This window comes from Streptomyces lancefieldiae (assembly GCF_031845825.1).
Classification (GTDB): domain Bacteria; phylum Actinomycetota; class Actinomycetes; order Streptomycetales; family Streptomycetaceae; genus Streptomyces; species Streptomyces lancefieldiae.
Window position 1 is genome coordinate 19,038 of the sequence record NZ_JAVRFH010000014.1, and the last position, 18,941, is coordinate 37,978.

An 18,941-nucleotide genomic window follows, 5' to 3' on the forward strand; every position below is an offset into this window, starting at 1 on the left:
TCCCTTCCCCGTCCACCGTCACATGCCCCACCTCAGACCCGGCGTGTTCACCGGCGCGTCCCACAGCCCGAGCAGTTCCTCGTCGATCTCGCACAGGGTGACCGAGGCCCCCGCCATGTCCAGCGAGGTGACGTAGTTGCCGACGAGGGTGCGGGCGACGGCGACACCGCGCTCACCGAGTACGCGCTGCACCTCGGCGTTGAAGCCGTACAGCTCCAGCAGCGGAGTCGCACCCATCCCGTTGACCAGGACCAGTACGGGGTTGCGCGGGTTGAGGTCCGTCAGCACCGCGTCGAGGGCGGCCTCGGCGATCTCACCCGAGGTCATCATCGGGCGCCGCTCCCGGCCCGGTTCCCCGTGAATGCCGATGCCGAGTTCCAGTTCACCGGCCGGCAGGTCGAAGGTGGGGCTGCCCTTGGCAGGCGTCGTGCAGGCGCTGAGCGCGACACCGAAGCTGCGGGAGCTGTCGTTCACCCGGCGGGCGATCGCCTCCACCTGCTCCAGCGGTCGGCCCTCGTCCGCCGCGGCCCCGGCGATCTTCTCCACGAACAGCGTCGCCCCCGTGCCGCGCCGTCCGGCGGTGTAGAGGCTGTCCGTCACCGCGACGTCGTCGTTGACCAGCACCTTCGCGACCCGGACGCCCTCGTCCTCGGCCAGCTCGGCGGCCATGTCGAAGTTGAGCACGTCACCGGTGTAGTTCTTGACGACGAACAGCACCCCGGCCCCGCTGTCCACGGCGGCCGCCGCCCGCACCATCTGGTCGGGCACCGGTGAGGTGAACACCTCCCCCGGACAGGCCGCCGACAGCATCCCGGGCCCCACGAACCCGCCGTGCAACGGCTCGTGCCCCGAACCGCCCCCCGACACCAGGGCGACCTTCCCGGCCACGGGGGCGTCCCGCCGCACGATCACCCGGTTCTCGACATCCACGGTCAACTCGGGATGGGCGGCCGCCATACCGCGCAGGGCGTCCGCGACCACGGTCTCCGGGACGTTGATGAGCATCCTCACTAGTATCTCCTGGGAAGGGTAGCAGGCCAGTCGTTGACCTGTGTCATTGCTGGTCAGAGTGGGTTGGGGGGGCGCTTTGTGGTCTTGGCGGTCCACGGCGGTCCGAAGCGGGTTCCGGCGGTACTGATGCTGACTCGGTGCTGACTTCGGTGATGGTGCGTCAGGTCGGTCGGACGGTCGGGCAGGTCTTGGTCGGTGTACTGCTGTCGGCAGTATCGGCCTTGCGGCAGTGAAGGTCACGCGCGAGAACGTCATGGGCGCGCCCCGGTCACGGTTCAGGATGTGTTCGATCGAGGTCCGTTGCCGGTGTCTCCGCGTTCCGGGCCTCGCCCGCACGCGGTGTGAGAGGGCATGGCGGCAGGTGCAGGCGTCAGGAGCATCTGTGAAGCGGCGGCATTGCCACGATCGGCAGCAGTGACATGCCGGCAGCCCCTTCGTCTGCTGGTGGTACACCTTGGGCGGCGCGGTGACAGGGGAAACAGAGGATGGGCCAGCGGCGGGTGGAGTGTTGGCCCGCGTACGGCGGTTTCCCCGTCCACCGGCCGGGCAGCCGGACCGGCGCGCACGCGTGCCCGCACACCGCCGGCTGACGGGCCTTCCTCGATCGGCGCCGGCGGCTGACCGGCCACCAGCGCGTCGCCGGGTAGTCGGGCCGGTCGAAGTCCGCCTACCGGATGACCGGCGACTTCCCGAGCAGGCTGTCCGGGACCGTACGGGCGGCCTCACCCGACGCCACCGCCCGCGGCGGCGCTGCTCGCCCCGCACGGCCTCAACGAGCGGCCGAAGTTGCTGTCACACGACCGCACGCTCCCCGGAATGCACGCCGCCCCGGCTGCGCCCCGGCCGGCCGGTTCGTCCGCTCGTGATACCAGCCCTCCGGGTCGGACGGAAGGGATGCCGGAAAGCCGTGCGGCGGCGTGGTGGTGTGCAGACGTGGAGATCCGGGATGTCCGGCAGGTCACCTTGTCGCCGGCCATCGTCCCACTCCCGGTCAACGGCCCGGCGTCGGCCGTTGGTTCGGCCGCGCAGGGGTGGACGGAGCTTTCAGGTCGCCGGCCCGTACCGGGCCGCGATCACCGTCGCGCGGTCGTGCAGGGAGGCGCGCAGCCACTGCGGGGCCTCCACCTCCGCGTACATGGCGTGCTGCCACAGCGCCCATTCCGCGTGCCGTGCGTCCTGGAAGACGACGTGCAGCCGGAGCCGGCCGTCCTCGCCGGTCTCCTCGGAGCGGACCGCCAGGGCGGTGGCGACCAGCTGCTCCCGGCGCACGGGGTCCACGCGGACCACCACGGAGGTGTTGTCGCCGCCGGTCCGGAACCGCACGTTGCGTTCGCGCCAGGCTCGGTCCAGGTCGACCGTGTCCGAACGCTGCGCGGGTTCGTCGAGCCCCTCGGCCGTCAGGACCCGGCTCAACCGGTAGGTGCGGTCCTCGGTGCCCCGCTTGGCCAGCAGGTAACCCTGGTCCCTGACGGTGACCAGGCCGATCGGGTCCACCGTGCGCCACTTCGGGGGCTGGCCCACGGCCTCGTAGTAGATGCGCAATCTGGTCCCGGCGAACACCGCGCGCCGGACCTCGGCGGCAATGGAGTCGGATACCTCCTCGGGCGCCACGCGGCGCGAAAGGAGATCGGTCTCCGGGTCGATGAGCAGTCGCTGCGCTGCTCCGGCGGCGGTGTCCCGCAGCCCCTCGGGCAGCGCGTCGACCACTTTCAGCACGGCCGAGGCGAGCGCCGATCCCAGACCGAACAGGTGCGCGCCGCGCCGTGATCCGGCGACCACGAGGGCGAGCGCCTCGTCGTGGTTCAGACCGGTGAGCGCCATCTGGAAATCCGGCAGCAGCGCAAACCCTCCGTGCCGCCCGCGCTCCGCGTAGACCGGGACCCCCGCCGCGGAGAGTGCCTCTATGTCGCGCAGCACGGTCCGGGTCGACACCTCCAGTTCACGGGCGAGTGTCTCCGCGGTCATCCGGCCTCGCTGACGCAGCAACAGCACCAGGGAAACCAGCCGGTCGGCGCGCATGGGGAAAGCCTAGCGAAATACATGACCAAAGATGTCATGTTTTCTTGGCAGGGTTCATCGCAGGACGTCAGAGCGCGGCAGTGCCGAAGCGAGGGGCGTGCCCCGTGTCAGTGAACCGAATGGAGCAGGTGCGGCAATGGAACGCAACGCGGTCAACCCGGTGTCGTGGTCGGTCGGGATGGGCTTCAACCAGGGCGAGGTCGTCTCCGGGCACTCCCGCACCCTGTACATCTCGGGCCAGACGGCGATGAGCAAGGAAGGCGAGCCCGAGCACGACGGTGACATGGCGGCGCAGCTGGCGCTGGCCATCGACAACGTCGAAGCGGTGCTCGCCGAGGCGGGCATGAGCCTCTCGAATCTCGTCCGGCTGAACGTCTACACGACCGACGTCGATCTGCTCTTCCCGCACTACGGTCTGCTGGCTGGCCGTCTGGGAGCCGCCGGTGTCCGGCCGACCACCACCATGCTCGGTGTGACGCGGCTGGCGATCCCCGGTCAGATGGTCGAGCTCGAGGGCACCGCCGTCGCGTGACGTGACTCCGTCTCCACCCCTGAGCGGGTCCGCGGACGGTGTCGGTCATGACGGCGATGGTTCCGGGCAGACCGATCGTCACGGTGACGACACGGACCGGGTGGGCGTGGCGGGTGGGGCAGCTGATGAGCGCCAGGGTGCCGACCGCCCCCGCCCCGCGCGGTCAGGCCATTTCGACGTAGCGGTGGACCCGGTCGAAGCGCCGGGCCGCCAGGTCCCGGCGGCGGACCACCCAGTGGGCCACGCCGGAGTCCAGTTCCGTGACGTCGTCGCCGCACCTCCAGGTGGCCAGGAGATACCAGTCGTCGGCGCCCTCTCCGTGGGCCGCGCCGTCCTGCTCGGAGGGGCCTGCCTCCTCGGGATCACGGGCGTAGTGGACGGGGTCGTTCTGGGGGGAGACCGGATGGCCGCCGATCTGCAAGGCCCAGGGAGGGCGGTGGCCGCCCACGTCCGCCCAGGCGTCGGCGAGTTCGTCGGCGAGTTCGGACTGTTCGTCCTCGGGGAAGTCGCCCCACCTGTCGAGGGCGAAACTCTCCGGCATCTGCGCGCCTAGCTGGTGCCAGACCGTGCGGAGTTCACGAGGCTGGTACGGCTCGCGCCAGCCGTGTTCGAGCGGGCTCAGGGTTGTCGGGGTCCCGGCCGGGACGTACAGCACCGCGTCGGACACCTGCCCACCGCCGTGCACATCGGTGTCGGAGAAGAGGAGCAGGTGGCCGTCGGCGGGGAGCGGGAGGCCGGTGGCGCCCGGCGGGAGCGCCGCAAGATCGACGGAGGCCACGAAGGGAACGGACGGCCTCGGCACGCCGTGCGGCAGCAGGGGGTCGCCGCCGACCCGGGCCACGAGGGGACCGTTACCGCCCTCCGCCAAGTACACCGCCGGGCGGGCGACACGTATCCATTCCTCCACCTCCTCCGACGGCAGATCCCGGGATGCCGCCTCGGCCCGGAAGCGGTTCATTCTGTCCATGCTCGCGTCGGTCACCGGGCCACCCTAACGGGCTCATGGGCGGGCATGGACAGCACCGAACACGCGTGGTCCCGCGGTGGCACTCGGACTCGCCGTGTCGGTGACATTGGGGCAGGTCACACCCCAGATGCTCCGCCGCGCGGGCTGCCACCTCCCGAGGAACGGGTTCTCACGCCGGCGGCATCAGATGCGGAGGGCTGTCGCGTAGGGCCACACGTCCGGGTGCGTGGACTCACCGACCGGGCCTGCGGAGGTCTCGACCCATGCGTGGTAGACGCGCGGCGGCGGGAGGAAGCGCACGCCCAAGCACCAGGACAACCGGTACCCCTGCAGGAAGGCCGCCAGGGTCCCGCGAGGGAGTTCTCCAGGCAGGCAGCCCGTCCAGGCCACCAGGCCCCCACGGATCTGGTGGCGTGGGCGATCCGCTCGGCCGTGGGCAGATCCGGATCCCGGAGGGGCATCCGGTGCAGGAGGCGCAGAGCGGCAGTCGTGCAGCGCAGGGGAAGCCGAATCATGAGGACGGCGGCGACGAATCCAAGGGCGCCGCAGAGCCGCTGGACAAGGGAAGGGCGCGGCCCGGACCGGGCCAGGGCGACGGACAGGCTCATCGGCGGGCCTTTCGTGCGAGCCGGCCGTTCGCTCCCTACTGACCGCCGGTGAACCCTTCGGTGAAGCTTTTCGGAGGTGTCAGCATGCCAGCCGGCCCACGCGGGGACCATCGGCGTACCGGTAGGAATGCTGAAGGCACGGCGCAGTACAAGGGGAGCCGCAATGTTCTGGTCACATTCCCTTCGTCTGTTTTCGGACCGTGGCGTCGTACCCCTTGCGCCACGAGGTCCCTCTGACCGATGTACGCATTCCGTCAGTGACGAGTTCCAGCCCGGGCACCCCTTGCTGTCCGCCTCCGGGCGTCGCTGAAAACGGCGTGTTGACGTCGCTGGGACCCACGTGTGATCGACAGCCCTGCTTCCTGGGCAGTGGCCTGGGGCAGACGGGTGGGATAAACGGGGGACGAGCCCGGAGGCCTGTGAGAGCAGCCGGGGAACCTAGGGAGTTGGCCGCACATGGTCCGTGTTCTCGTGGTGCACGATGCGACGCTGCTACGGACGGCCCTGGTGCAACTGCTCCGGTCCGCCGACGGATTCGAGGTCTCGTCGATGTCGTCCCGCGGTGAGGGGTCCGACGGGAACGACCTCCCCCCGGACGTGTGCATGGTGGACGGGGACTGTCTGGAGGGCCCGGGGGAGGTCGACCGTGCGTCGTTCTGGGACCGTTGCCCCCGACTCGTCGTTCTCGGGGTTTCGGAGCGACCTGGTGTGCTGCGCAGGGCATGGGACGCGGGAGCGCTCGGTTTCGTCGACAAGAACGCCTCCGCGCAGCGGCTGATCGCTGCTCTGCACACCGTCGCCAAGGGTGAACGGTTCCTCGACGAGAGACTCACCCTCGCGTTGCTGGCAGCGTCGCAGATGCCGTTGACGGCGCGTGAGCTGAGTGTGATCTCCCTGGCGGCGAAGGGCGCCCCCATCGCGGAGATCGCCCTCTCGCTGCACTTGTCCCGGGGAACCGTCCGCAACTACATGGCCAGCGCGATACGGAAGGTCGGGGCACGCAACCGCGTGGACGCCATACGCATCGTTCAGAGCGCCGGATGGATGTGAGGAACGGCGGGCACGCACGCGCATGCCGTGGACGCGGTGTGGCAGGCGTGGGTCACTTCCGGCTTCCGCCCCAGTGCCCCACCAGATCACGGTAGAGAGGTGAACGGTCCAGCAGATCCCGGTGGGTGCCGCACGTCGCACCGACACCGTCGAGCACCAGGATCCGGTCGGCCCGCATCGCGGACGAGATGCGATGTGCCACGACGACGAGCGCTCCCGGACGTCGCGCGAGGGCCACCTCGGCTCGCGCCTCGGACGCCGCGTCGAGATGACAGGTGGCCTCGTCGAGGAGGAGCAGACGAGCCATGGACAGGTGTACGCGCGTCAGGACCATCAGTTGGCGCTCGCCCTGTGAGAGGTCATGGGGCCGTACCGGCGCGTCGAGGCCGCCCAGGCGCTCGACGAGAGGGGCGGCGCCGAGCTCCCGCACCGCTGCCTCGATGTCGGCCCGGCGGGCGTTTGGCCGCAGGTAGCCGAGGTTGTCCCGGACGGTTCCGGTGAAAACGTAAGCCTGCTGGGGCACCAGGACCCTCAGCGCGGAGAGTTCGGCGGTGCTCCGGCCGGCGATCGTACGGCCGGCCACTTCGACTTCGCCGCTGCTGGGCGCGAGTGTCCCTGCGATGAGGCGGGCGAGGGTCGACTTGCCGATGCCGCTGGGCCCGACGACCGCCAGGTGCTCGCCGTCCTCGACGCGGAGATCGAGCGCGTCGAGGACCGGTTGCGCCCGTGCCCCGTAGGCCACCGTCACCGCACGTAGTTCCACCGCGGGCGCGTGGGTCGCGCACTGCGTCCGAGGCGCATCCCGGAGCGGGCGGCGAGCCTGCTCGGGTCCGTCGGCGCTCGCGGTGACGGGCGTGTGCGGCGCATGTGGTGTCATGTCGGTGGGAAACGGCGGCGACGCCGTCCCGGCGAACCGGTCCAGGACCACGAGCAGTCGGGTTCCCGCAGCGCCGATCGCCGTCATGAGGGTGTGCAGGGCGGGCAGCAGGGCCTGGGCGAGGTAGGTGAACGCACCCAGCAGGGCGCCGGTGGTGACTCCTCTTCCACGCAGCCACGGCACGGCCACCAGCAGGAGCAGGACCGGCGCCTGGCCGGCGACACCGAGGGCCGTCGCGCGCACCGCGGCCCAGCGGGCGAGGACACGCGATGTGGCGGCGGCTTCGGCGATGAGCCGCGCTCCGTACCGTGCCGCCTCCGCCTCCGTTCCGCAGGCGGTGATGTCGCGCAGCGCCCCACGGGTGCGCGCCGCGTGATCGCCCAGTGCCTCGTCGGCGGCGAGGGCGCGCCGTTGCGAGGCCGCCATGGGACGCAACGTGACCAGGAACAACGTCAGGCCGCCGACGAGTGGCGGCACGACGACCACCAGGAGAGCGGGGTCCAGGAAGAACAGTCCCACCAGCGCTCCGGCGGCGGTGAAGACGAACGAACGCAGGGTGAGGACGAGGCCGGCGAAGCTGTCCCGCACGATCTCGACCTGGTTCGTGAGCCGTGACACAGCGGCACGGTCCCCGCCGCCGGGGCCGGCCAGGGCCCGGGCCATCGACTGGACGACCGCCCGCCGCACGAGATGGTCGCGCAGCGGCTCCGTCAGCCCGGCCAGCTGCGCGAACACACCCGTGACGACAGGTGCTCCGAGGACCACGGTGACGCCGGCGACCGCGAGCCAGCCCAGTCCCGTGAGCGTGTCACCGACGAGGAATCCCCCATCGACGGCTCGGGCGACGCCGTAACCGGCCACGAAGGTCTGCGCCGACTCGACCACCGACCACGCTCCGAGTCGTACGAGAACGCCCTTGCGTCCGGCCAGGAAGCGACGGGCGGGCGGCAGGAGCCGGCGCAGCGACGGCGACCCGCTGCGGGCCTCCGGGGCACGGCTGCCCTCGACGGACGTCACGGCCGCACGTCGTCGCGCAGGGAGGCGATCCGTCCCCGCGGGGACCCGTCACCGCCGACTCGGGTGCCGAGAGGCTCCCCACCGTGCTCCTCGGTGGTGAACACCGCGCGATAGGCGGCCTCCCCCCAGAGTTGCCGATGGGGGCCCACCGCCCGGACCCGTCCGTTCTCCAGCCAGATCACCAGATCCGCTCGGGCCGCGACCGACGGGCGGTGTGCCACGACCAGCCGCGTGGCGGCACCGAGAGTGCGGCGCAGTGCCAGGTCCACCGCGTGCTCCGTGGCGGTGTCGAGACTGGAGGTCGCGTCGTCCATGACGAGTAGTCGGCCCGCGTGGGCGAACGCGCGAGCCAGGCCCAGCCGCTGGTATTCGCCGCCGGACAGGGGGGCGTCGGCGAGCCGGGTGTCGTACGTGTCGGGAAGGCGGCGTACGAAGGTGTCGGCGCCCGCGACGCGGAGGGCCTTTCGTACCTGGTGCGGTGACACCGTGCGTGGTCCGGCCGCGACCGCCTCTGCCACGGTGCCGTCGCCCAGTACCGGACGCGGGAAGGCGAAGCCGACCTCGGCGCGCAGGCACGGGCGGGTCAACTGGTCGAGAGGCGTTCCGTCCAACAGCACCTCTCCTTGGTCGGGATCGATCAGCCGTCCGGCCACGGCGGCCAGGACGGACTTGCCGGCACCGCTGCGGCCCACGACCGCGGCGGTCAGGCCGCCCGGCACCACCACCTCGTCCACCCGCAGGACCTCCGTTCCCTCCCGCAGCACCCGTACGCCGCGCAACTGGAGGGCACCCGGGCCGTCCGGGGGCAGGACCCGGGACCCGTAAGGCAGGGCGGGCAGTTGCTCCAGTGCCGTGGTGCGTTCCCTCGCGGACCGGCCCCGGACCACCCCGCCGAGCAGCGTGGCCGCACTGCCGAATCCCGCGGTCAGCTGTGCGTACCGGCACACCGCGAGCAGTTCTCCGACGCTCAGGGCTCCAGCTCCCAGCCGCAGGCCACCGACAGCGGTGGCGGCCAGCGTCAGCAGCGGGACGAGGACCCCGCCGGTCGCCAGCGCCCGCCCGTGCAGCACCCACATGCGTCTGCCCAACTCGGCGAGCTCGGTCAACGGACGCAGTACGCGTTCGCGTTCCCGGACCGCGGTGCCGGCGGCGGCGATGGTTTCCGCGCCGTCCAGGGTTTCCACCAGCCGGTCCGCGATGTCCGACTGCACGCGTTGGTAGGACCGCACCGACGTTCCCGTGTCACGTGCGAAGGTCCGCAGCACCAGCGCCAGGGCCGGTAGGCCGGTCAGGACACACGCGGCGACCCACATGTCGACGACCGCCAGCGCGACGAGCGCGCCGGCGGGGGTGATGAGCGAGGCCGCCAGTGCGGCCCTGGCAGCCGGAGCGCCGCCCGCGTCGAAGGCGTTGAGAGTCAGTCGTGTCGCGACGTCCCCGGGTGCGTACCGGGTGACCAGGTCCGGGACGGCGTGCAGCATCCCGGAGAGGGCGCGGGAGCGGATCGAGGCGGTCCAGTCGGCGGTGCACCGGCCGGTGAGCAGCGCGGTCAGGCTGTCGAGCAGGATCTCACCGACGAGCAGTGCGGCGCTCGCCGCGAGCCAGGCCCCGGCGGTTCTGTCGTGCAGCAGCAGATCCAGGGTGCGGCCGAGGACGAAGGGCTGGGCGACCGCGACCGCTGCCGCGGCCACCGAGCACACCAGGACCAGCAGTGCGGGGACAGGGCCCGGTTCCGTGTCGTACGAGTCGGGCGCCGAAGGCGTCTGCCGCCGCCGGACCGGGTTGTTTCCCACCAGGCTGCCCCTCCTCGCGCCTCTTCGCCGTCCGCGGCCATGAGGCGCGGTGTACCGGCGCCGGGACGGTGAGGTCCCGGCGCCTGTACCGAACGCGCGGCCCGCCGCGGTTGCCACGGCGGGCCGCTTCGGACGTCAGTTACACGTCGTGATGCTGAGGCTGCTGTCGCCGCAGAGCAGCAGGCTGGCGCGGCTGCCGGTCTCGACGTCCCCCATGGCCTCTTCCTTGGGGGTTTCCATCGACTGCAGATCGAACAGGTTCATGTGTTCTTCCCTTCGTACGGCAACGGGTGTTCTCTTCACGGTCCCTGGAGGGACCGGCTCTTGGGCCGCGGCTCACGCCGCGGTGGGGGGAGGAACGGCAGGCCGGCGGGCCGGTCACCGCGTAGGGACGCGATGGCCAGCAGGCACCCGGCAGTCCCGGTGGAGAGGTCCATCGACAGGCGCATCATCTGCTCGCCGGGGAAGGCGAGCCGGCCGCGGTAGGACATGGCGTGCCAGGCCAGCGCGTCGATCTGGCGACGGACTGCCTCGGGCCCCGTGCCCGGACCGGTGGCCGCCGTCCGGCCGAGGTACAGCACCATTCCGGCCACCCCGCGGTAGAGACCCGGCTGGGCGTAGAACATGGCTTGCGCGGCGCGCACGATCTCGGTCCGCGCCTGCTCGAACTGCTCGTCGCGGCGGTGCGCCAGGTAGTCGTCGAGCACCATGCCGATGCCCACACTGCCGGCTCCCAGGTACGGCATCGTGCGCCAGCCCTCGTCCACCTGGAGGGCGCCGCCCGCGCCCCGGACGCAGCACGAGAGGTCCTTGCGCAGTGCGTCGCGGGCGAGGTCGAGCAGGTTGGTGTCACCTGTGCGTTCGTACAGACGCAGGAACAGCAGGGCGCTGCCCGTCGCGCCGTACAGCAGACCGGCTCGGCGGCGCCGGTCGGACCGCCCGTCCGGCAGGCCGCGGGCACTCAGCTCGGCGCACCGCAGGGCCGCGGCGTGCAGGGCGGTGTCGCTGGTGGAGGCAGCCAGCGAGTCCAGCAGCAGGCCCACTCCGGCCGTGCCGCTGTGCAGGTCCCCGGCGAGGTCCTCCAAGGGGTGCTCGAGGATCAGCCGGGTGAGGTCGAGCGCCCGGTCGCGGTGGCCGAGGTACTCCAAGGTCCACGCGATCCCCGCGATTCCGTCGTGGAAGCCCAGCGGCATTCCTGATGGTGGCTCCTTCGTCCGCTCGAGCAGCCACTGCTCCTCGTCCTCGTCGCGTTCGGCACCACTCTCCGCGAGCGCGTACAGCACTCCGGCCGCTCCGTAGCCGAACGAGAGCCCGCCGCCCGCGGTGGCGAACTGGGCCACGTCGCCGGGAAAGAGGCGGTCCTCGCGGGACGGGGTCGCCGACGCGCGGACGGCCGCCGTCATCGAGTCCCGGCTGTCGGGCCAGTCACCGGGCTCCACCGGGACGAAGTGCTCCCTGTTCCGTCGCGCCGCCGGTGGCCGAGTCGCAGCGCCGGTGATCTCGTCGACCGCCGCGTCGAGGAAGGCACGCGGAACCGGGAACTGCTGTGACACCACATCGGCGAGATGCTCCGCCTTGCGCCGGTCCAGCGCCAGGAGACTGGTCAACGGCAGGAACAGGGCGAGCCGCAGGCAGGCCAGCGCGTAACGGTCCACAGCGGGGCCCTGCCGGCCGGGGGGTGCCACGAACCCTGGATGGGCGACCGTCTGCCGGCCCGGCTCCTCGACGTGATGGGCGGCCTCGAAGTCCAGCAGGGCCACACGTCCGTCGTCGCGGACCATGATGTTGAAGAGGTGCAGGTCGTTGAAGACGACACCGCGGGCGTGCACGTCCGCGACGGCCTGCTCGACCTGGGTGTGGATGTCGAGTGCCCACTCGGTGTACTCGGCCAGCCGCCGCTGGTCGGGTCGGGCCTCGATGAGCGGATGACGCCGGGCGAAGAAGGTGTTGAGCGGCTTGCCGTCGAGGTGTTCCAGGACGAGGAAGTGGTGGTCACCGACGGTGAAGCCGTCACGCACCTCGGGCGTGCAGGGCAGACCCGACAGTCGCTCCAGGGCCCGGCGTTCGCGGTGCAACCGGGCCACCGCGTCGGCGCCGTCGGCCGCCAGCCCGGCGTGAGGACGGGCCTCCTTGAGGACCACGAGCTCACCTGTGCGCAGGTCGCGCGCCCGGTAGACACCACCGCCGTTGGAGAAGTGCAGCGCCGACTCGACGGTGTACGGGATGTCGGCCAGGGTCACCGTCGCCCGCGCGTCGACGTGGGCTCGCAGGAAGCCCGGCACACTCACCCAGTCGGGGACCCGGAACACGGGGCCGCGGAGGTCGGGAACGAGTATCCCCTCGGGGTTCGCGACGGCCGGCCGCAACTCCCCGTCCTCGTCGTAGCAGTTGCGACGGGTGAAGCTGCCGTACCGCACGTGGACCGGGCTGTCGCCAAGTCTCAGGTCACTCAGGATGTGCGGTCCGGGCTCACCGGCCAGCAGCGCGGCCAACTCGCCCGCGAGGCGCTCGAACTGTTCCTCGTCCGCCGGATACACGGTGATGAACTTGCCGCTGCCCGCACGGTCCGCGTACTTGGCGTTGCGCTGGTGCAGCAGATAGCGGCTCGGGACGAACTTGAACGCGACGCCGCGCTCGAGGCAGTAGGCCCGCACGCGCTCCAGGACGGACTCGGCATTGTCCAGGCAGGCGGATACGTGGATCTTCCAGCCCTGCGGCGGCAGTTCCACGGCCGACGGGCGCAGGGCGAGCCAGTCACCGCTCTCACCTCGCTGCCATCCGGCCGGTGCGGGCAGGGACGCCGCCGCGTAGCGGGAGCCCGCCGCACGGGTGCCGGGGGCTGCGCGGTGTGGCGCGTCGTAGAAGTGCGGATCTGCGTCGCAGTACACGGCGTAGCCCTTGTTCACGCCTTCTCCACTCATCGGTCGATGCCGAGGAAGACGCTGTCACGCGCCGCGGCGCCCGGGACAGTCACCGCTGTCATCTCTCCGGCGTGCGGAACGCACAGGTAACCTCGCCCGCCCGCTGAGCGGTCGGTCGTGGCGGAGGCCGTGGAGGCGGTCGAGGACCGGGCGAGTCGTTCCGGTGATCGGTGATCGGTGATCGGTGGTCGGTGGTCGGTGGTCGGTGGTCGGGGCGAGGCGAGGGCCGTGTCGTCGTCCGCGGCCGAGAGGGGTGGCGGGACTCGGCAACACGGGTGGGCAGGCTGCCCAGGACAGTCCCGGACAGCGGGAAGTGCTGTCGGTGTCGGCGTGAACCGGGCAGCGTTCCTGTCACACGGTCATCTCCGGTGATCCGGTCCGCGCAAGCGACGGCAGCAGCGGCAACAAGGTTCAGAACAACGTCTTCCAGAAGACAGGCGGGACACCGCTTCGTTGACCGGCCCCGGGGTCTGCTGGGTGGTTGAGCCGACCGGCGAAGGGGTCCCCGTGGATGACGGTGAGACCGGCGATCCTTCCTTGAAGGGTGCCGAGGTCTCGATCGAGACCGAAGACACGGGCCGGGACGGCCGTCGCACTCCGAAGGGCCTCGTCCCGAGGCGGAGAAGCGGCGACAGCCGCAGGACGTGTCAGTCGTCGGGGTGACCCTCGACAGGTCGGGGCGGGCCCTGCGCCCCGCCGCCCGCGCGCCTGCGCCGGGGCCCCCGGGCGGTGACGTCCCGGAGGTCCGCGCCGCCTACTGCGAGCGGTCCCCGCCGAGCAGGTGGAGGGCGCGCAGGGACGCCTCCAGAGCGAAGCGGTGGTCGGGATCGGCGAGGCGGTCGCCGAGGTGGGTGTCCAGGTTGCGCAGGCGGTAGCGGACGGTCTGGGCATGGACGCCCAGCATCTCACCCACCTGCTCGGCAGGCGCCCGGGTCGAGACGTGCACCCGCAGGGTCTCGACGAGCCGGTCGCGGCGGCTGGAGGGCAGCCCCTCGATCGGGGCCAGCTCCCTGGCCGCGAGGTGGGAGACGAGGGGCGGGTCCGACAGCAGCCACAGGGCGACCAGGTGGTCCTCGCAGCGGACCACGGGCTCGTCGGGCAGGACGCCTTCGTCGATCAGCTGGAGCACGCGGCGTGCCCAGCGAATGGAGTCGGCCGCCTGGGCCAGCGGCACGGTCAGGCCCACCACGGCGTGTGTGCTCCCCAGGGCCGCGTCGAGCATCGCCCGGCGCTCCGGGGTCAGCTCGCCGGGTACCAGCAGGTGCGGATGAGGGACGTCCAGGTCCGCGAGGACGTCGCCGGCCAGGCCCGCCTCCAGATGCTCGGGAGCCGGCGACCGCAGGGCGACCATGGTGACGTCGGTGGGGAGTTGCCAGGCCGCCGCCTCGCAGAGTCCGGAGAGCGACTGGGGCAGGGGCGGTGCGGCGAGGATGAGGTGGAGCAGCCGTCTGCGCTGTGCCGAGACCTCGGTGGAGGCCCGTGACTGCACCTCCACGTAGCCCTCGCGGGAGATGCCCTCCAGTTCCTCGACGTAGGCGAAGAGGGCGTCGGCGAAGGCGAGGATGACGGTGGGGGAGAGCCGGTACTGCTGGCCCAGGGCATTGGCCCGGCGCAGGGCGATGCGGGCGCCGAGCCGGTAGGCCCCCTGGAGGGTGTCCAGCTCACGGCCTTCGTAGGCCTCCACGCGGCCGAACTTGCGCAGCAGTTCGTCGCGCAGCGCGGCGTTCTTGCCCGGGTCGGCGACGCGGTCCACGAAGGCGGACAGGGCCTGCTCGACCCCCTGCCGGATGGCGTCCGCGTTCGGGCCGTTGAGCAGGCGCCCGTACACCGGGTAGGCCCGGGTGACCTCGACGCGTATCTCCTTCATGAGTCCGGGTAACTCCGGTCTCATGAAGGCCGCGAACTCCTTGGGAAGGGGCTCGAGTGGCTCGCCGACCTCCGGCGGCCGCGTGCTTGAAGGCATGAGTGCCGTCCCTTGCTCGCCGATGCGCCCGGTGTGTGCCGGTCGTGCGCGCCCCGCCCACTGGGGACGCACACGACCGGGTTGCAGGTGCTGTGTGTCTGGGCTGCTGAAGCTAAATCATGTTCGATGGGACGTACACAGTCTGTGCACATTTCGATGCGCCGATACGGGGCACCACTGCCGGGACGGCTGAGAATCGTCGTTGCGCGGCCATTACTTGACGGCGGAGTGCCAGTTCTGTGAGAGAAGCCGGCCCGCGTCGGGTGCCACGGTGCCGGGCGCGGTCAGGCCGGCGAGGTGAGTCCGGGTGTCGTTGAGTGTCAGGCTGTTGTTCCCGGCGGCGGAGGGCAGCCCGGTCTTGGCGTTGACCGCCGCGTCGATGATGCCGAGCAGCCCCAGCCCGCAGCCGCTGGCGCCGGGCACCGCGAAGGTACTGTCGTTCTGCGTCGCCCCGATGAGGTTGATGCGGCTCATCTCCCCGTCCTCGGTCACGGTGCCGTCGCCCTTGAAGAACGACATCCCGAACTCCGGGTACTCCAGGTTCCGCGGACGCAGGACGATCGGGTCGGACTTGGTGCCGATGTAGCACTTGCTGCCCAGGAACGGGTTCTCCAGGTGGATGCGGACCGGTATGGCGACGATCGGCAGATCCGTGAGGATGCCGGCGGTCTGGTCGAAGTCGTAGGGCGCGCCGACGGACTCCACCGTGGCCGTGATCTTGTTGAGGGTGCTGTTGGAGAGCTGCTCGCAGATGGTCGTGATCGCGGGGATGTTGCTCGGGCACATCAGCCCCAGCAGTCCGCCGGGGACCGTCGCGGAGTCGGCGATGATCGCGCCGGCGGGCGGGGCGACGACGGAGCTGGTTCCGTCCGAGTTCTGCACGACCCCCATCTGAAGGTTGGTGCGGCCCGTCACGACGGTGGTCTTGCCCAGCTTGATGGAGCCGTTCGGCGAAGTGGAGACCACGCACTGCGGGGTCCGGGCCAGGCCGTCCGCGTCCAGCATCGCCGGTGCGTCCACGGGACAGCGGGTGAAGGGCGCCCATTCGCCGTTCGGCTGCGCGGCCGCGGCGGTCGCGGTGCCCGTGGTGGCGAAGGCGGCGAGGGCGGTGCCGAGCACGGCGGTGGTGGTGGCGAGTCTGGTGCCGAGAGAGGACCGGTTCATGGGATGGCCTTCCGTCTAGGGGGAGGGGAGTCGGTCAGCGTTCGGGACGGGGGATCTCCAGGGGCTGCCCGTCGGGGGTGCACTCGTCCGGGTTCAGCACCTCGGCGGACACGAAGCAGGTCTGGCCCTGTATCTGCTTGACGTAGTTGCCGGAGCCGGAGACGGAGGCCGTGAGCAGGCGGTCGAGGTCCTCGCCTCCGGCGCCGCAGCCGGTGAAGGCCGGGACGGTGACCTCGCCGGTGAGGGGGCCGCCGGACGTGAGCAGGTAACCGGTGGCCGGCTGACCGGTGGTCTGTTCTCCCCTGCCGTGCAGCACCAGGTGGTCGCCCGGGTGCTTCGCGGGGTCCGGCTCGGGTGACTTGAGGGGCTTCTCCGTACGGCAGTCGGGACCGACGTCCAGGGGTGTGCCGTTGACCTCCAGCGCGGTCACCCTGAGCACCAGCGGCACCCGGATCCAGGTGTCCGTGCTGGTGAACACGAAGTCGGTGGCGCCCGCGGAGTCGATGGTCAGCGGGCCGGTCTGCTCCAGGACCATCGTGGCCCTGGTCGGAGTGAAGTCGAAGGTCAGGAAGGTGGCCTCGAAGGGAGGCGTCTGCTTGCGGCCCTGGTAGTACAGGTCGCCGGAGGAGTGCTGCGTGATGGTGGCGCCGCTGAAGTCCGGGTAGAACTCGAACTGCGGCTCCCCCTGTTCGATCAGGGTGCAGGAGACCGGGATCCGCGTGGCGCTCTTGAGCTTGTTCACGTTCGTGTAGCCGGTGATGTACGCGTTCAGCGACGTGGGGCCCGCCGGGTACCCGGCGTCGTAGCGGCACTCGGGCGCGTCGCGTTTTGCGGCGGGGCCGCCTGGCGGGTTCTCGGCGACCTCGGGGGCGAGGTCGCCCTGCCGCTGGGCGGGCGCCTCGTCCTCCAGCCCCGGCGTGGCCGACGGCGAGGACGCCCCGGAGGGCGATCCGGACGGGGACGCGCCGGGCGCGTCCGTACCCGGGACCGCATCCGGCCCGACGGGTACGGCGGCCAGCCGGCCACCGTCCGGGGCGTCGGCGGCGAGCGTGCAGTCGACGGTCAGCGCGGCCGGGTCGGTGGCGCCGCCGTCGGCGGTGGTCGGCGTCAGGTCGAGGGCCAGGTCTCCGGCCGAGAACGTCAGTTCGCCCGCGCCCTGCCCGGTGACCGAGGGGACGTCGCCCGTCGCGGTCAGCGTCAGGGGCCCGGAGGCGGGCAGGGCCACGGGCTGGGTGCTGCCACGCCACGTGGCCCGAGCGGTGGCCTCGTTCTGCGCGACGCCGACGTCGAGCCGGGTCGCGGCCCGGACGCCGGCCGCGCCCCGTGCGGTGAGGTCCGCCACCGCCGTCTGGGGCAGTTCGACCGTGGTGGTGACGTCGGAGGGCACGATCGGTTCGCCCGCCGCCGCCCGGTCAGGGAAGGCCGCCGTGACCCGGACCGTGACGGTCTGCTCCCCGGAGGGGAGGGCGCACACGTAGGGCAGCACCTCGTCGACCTGCTGGGACCCGGCGGCGACGGCCGCCGCGGGCACGGTGGCGGCCAGCACGACGAACGCGGCGATCGTCGCGTTGCGGGCACGGCTGCGGGCCGTCCGTCGGACGGCGGTACGGGGACCTCTCATGTGTCACTCCACTCGGTTCGATCCACGGGCCGGGCGGCCGGCGACGGCACGGGGGCGCGGGCGGACGGCCCACGTGCGCCCGGCCGGGATCACCGGCCGGGCGGTGGCGACTCGTCTCCCTTACGGGTTGGACCCGACGATCTGCGGGATGGTGCTGGTGCCCGTCACCTTGACCGCGTAGTTGCCCTTGAAGGTGGGCTTGGTGGCGGTCGTGACGACGGTGCCGCAACCGCTGGCCGACGTGACGACCAGTTGACCGGAGACGCTGTTGACCGCGAGGGTGCCGGTGGAGTTGGTGTACGTGGCGGCGGCCGTGCCCTCCACGGTGAAGACGCAGGCGCCCGCGCTCACCTTCGCCTTGACGTTGCCGACGTAGCCCTTGGTGACGCCCGTCGCCGCGGTGTAGTCCTGCGCGACGACCGACCACGGAGTGACGGCGGTGGTCGTGACGTTGCCCAGGACGCTGGTGCACGGCTGGGCGCTGGTGCCGAAGTTGATGGCGTTGATGGAGGCCACCGCCGCCGGGTTGCCGGTGGCGCTGGCCATCGTGCCCGACGCGCTCGACGTCGTACACGTCATCGGGATGTTGGCGGTCAGCACGATGTTCCCGACGTTCGTCGCCGTGAAACTGGCCGGTGACGGGGTGACGGTCCAGATCGTGGAGGGCACGGCCGAGGCGGGGGCGACGGCCATGCCGAAGGCGGCGGCGCCCGCTCCCGCCACGACGGCGATTCTTCTGATGGGCTTCTTCATGGCTCTGGGACTCTCCTTGTGGATTGACCGGCAGAGGAGGGCCGCGACCGAACCGGTGAAATGGAAGAACGGGCGGCCCGCGGCTGAATAACTCGACCGCGGCCACCGACGTTACTTGCGGGAAACTTAGCCGGACAATGGCGTCGACCATGATTCTTTGTGGAGGGGGAGACATCTGCCCCCGGAGTGAGCAGTCCAGGAGCCGGGTTAGTCATCCGCCGCTAAGGACGCCGGCGCCGGCCGATCGCTCACCGGGCCCCCAGGGGGCCCGACGGGTCGCTCCCCCGTGTCCGTTTCACCCTCCACTGCTCACCTCGTGACAAATATGAGCTCGTTCTTTATCGGCGCACTGACAAACCTCCGGTGGCCGAACCAAAACATGAGGGAAAGTCAGATCCCTCTCTTGCTTGCGAAGGTTACTCGGCCGTAGCGTGCCGGATGCGGCGCTATCTCCTGGTGGGTGCCCCCATACCGAGAGGCGCGACGGATGATTTCCGGCCTTGCCCTCCTTCCGAGGCGGACGTCCGTCGGCAGGGCCGCGCGGAGCCTCACCCCCCACCGGGGCCCGCGCGGCCCTGCCCCACACCGCGGAGACAAAGACCGCGACGTGGGTTGTCTGCGCGGTGACAAAGAACGGGGGAGCCT

The 18,941-nt window shown here is 71.3% G+C and carries 13 protein-coding genes; 2 read left to right on the plus strand and 11 right to left on the minus strand.

Going from position 1 to position 18,941, the window contains the following annotated elements; genetic code table 11:
• Positions 1 to 18: 18 nt before the first annotated feature.
• Positions 19 to 1,011: a dihydroxyacetone kinase subunit DhaK gene (gene dhaK / locus RM812_RS16385; protein ID WP_311573291.1), complete on the minus strand. Its 993-nt coding sequence runs from the start codon at positions 1,009 to 1,011 to the stop codon at positions 19 to 21.
• 1,044 nt (positions 1,012 to 2,055) lie between these two features.
• Positions 2,056 to 3,030 carry a helix-turn-helix transcriptional regulator gene (locus tag RM812_RS16390; RefSeq protein WP_311573292.1) on the minus strand — a complete coding sequence of 325 codons (975 nt, stop codon included), beginning with the start codon at positions 3,028 to 3,030 and terminating at the stop codon, positions 2,056 to 2,058.
• A 136-nt stretch (positions 3,031 to 3,166) separates the two neighbouring features.
• Between RM812_RS16390 and RM812_RS16395 the strand changes: the two genes are divergently transcribed.
• Positions 3,167 to 3,562, plus strand: a complete 396-nt coding sequence (locus tag RM812_RS16395; protein WP_311573293.1) for a RidA family protein — start codon at positions 3,167 to 3,169, stop codon at positions 3,560 to 3,562.
• Positions 3,563 to 3,725: 163 nt separating this feature from the next.
• On the opposite strand, the gene RM812_RS16400 is transcribed toward RM812_RS16395, so the two are convergent.
• Positions 3,726 to 4,544, minus strand: a complete 819-nt coding sequence (locus RM812_RS16400; RefSeq protein WP_311573294.1) for a DUF1963 domain-containing protein — start codon at positions 4,542 to 4,544, stop codon at positions 3,726 to 3,728.
• A 1,049-nt stretch (positions 4,545 to 5,593) separates the two neighbouring features.
• Between RM812_RS16400 and RM812_RS16405 the strand changes: the two genes are divergently transcribed.
• Positions 5,594 to 6,187: a response regulator transcription factor gene (locus RM812_RS16405; RefSeq protein WP_311573295.1), complete on the plus strand. Its 594-nt coding sequence runs from the start codon at positions 5,594 to 5,596 to the stop codon at positions 6,185 to 6,187.
• A gap of 52 nt (positions 6,188 to 6,239) precedes the next feature.
• On the opposite strand, the gene RM812_RS16410 is transcribed toward RM812_RS16405, so the two are convergent.
• From RM812_RS16410 to RM812_RS16445, 8 genes are all read right to left on the minus strand, one after another.
• Positions 6,240 to 8,081 (minus strand): ABC transporter ATP-binding protein, encoded by a 1,842-nt coding sequence (locus RM812_RS16410; protein WP_311573296.1) that lies wholly within the window; start codon positions 8,079 to 8,081, stop codon positions 6,240 to 6,242.
• Positions 8,078 to 9,874 carry an ABC transporter ATP-binding protein gene (locus RM812_RS16415; protein ID WP_394816460.1) on the minus strand — a complete coding sequence of 599 codons (1,797 nt, stop codon included), beginning with the start codon at positions 9,872 to 9,874 and terminating at the stop codon, positions 8,078 to 8,080. Before RM812_RS16415 ends, RM812_RS16410 begins: the two co-directional genes overlap by 4 nt.
• 135 nt (positions 9,875 to 10,009) lie before the next feature.
• Complete coding sequence (gene ramS / locus RM812_RS16420) at positions 10,010 to 10,138, minus strand: mycelium formation morphogenetic lantipeptide SapB (RefSeq protein WP_003972313.1); 129 nt, start codon at positions 10,136 to 10,138, stop codon at positions 10,010 to 10,012.
• 35 nt (positions 10,139 to 10,173) lie between these two features.
• Entirely contained in the window at positions 10,174 to 12,780 is a 2,607-nt protein-coding gene (gene lanKC, locus RM812_RS16425) for a class III lanthionine synthetase LanKC (protein ID WP_311573427.1), read from the minus strand.
• Between the two features lie 769 nt (positions 12,781 to 13,549).
• Entirely contained in the window at positions 13,550 to 14,758 is a 1,209-nt protein-coding gene (locus RM812_RS16430) for a helix-turn-helix domain-containing protein (protein ID WP_311573297.1), read from the minus strand.
• Positions 14,759 to 14,971: 213 nt separating this feature from the next.
• Positions 14,972 to 15,922: a hypothetical protein gene (locus RM812_RS16435; protein WP_311573298.1), complete on the minus strand. Its 951-nt coding sequence runs from the start codon at positions 15,920 to 15,922 to the stop codon at positions 14,972 to 14,974.
• A 34-nt stretch (positions 15,923 to 15,956) separates the two neighbouring features.
• Positions 15,957 to 17,543 (minus strand): DUF6801 domain-containing protein, encoded by a 1,587-nt coding sequence (locus RM812_RS16440; RefSeq protein WP_311573299.1) that lies wholly within the window; start codon positions 17,541 to 17,543, stop codon positions 15,957 to 15,959.
• Between the two features lie 120 nt (positions 17,544 to 17,663).
• A complete protein-coding gene (locus RM812_RS16445) occupies positions 17,664 to 18,296 on the minus strand; it encodes a hypothetical protein (RefSeq protein ID WP_311573300.1) in 633 nt (210 codons plus the stop codon).
• Between the last annotated feature and the right edge of the window lie 645 nt (positions 18,297 to 18,941).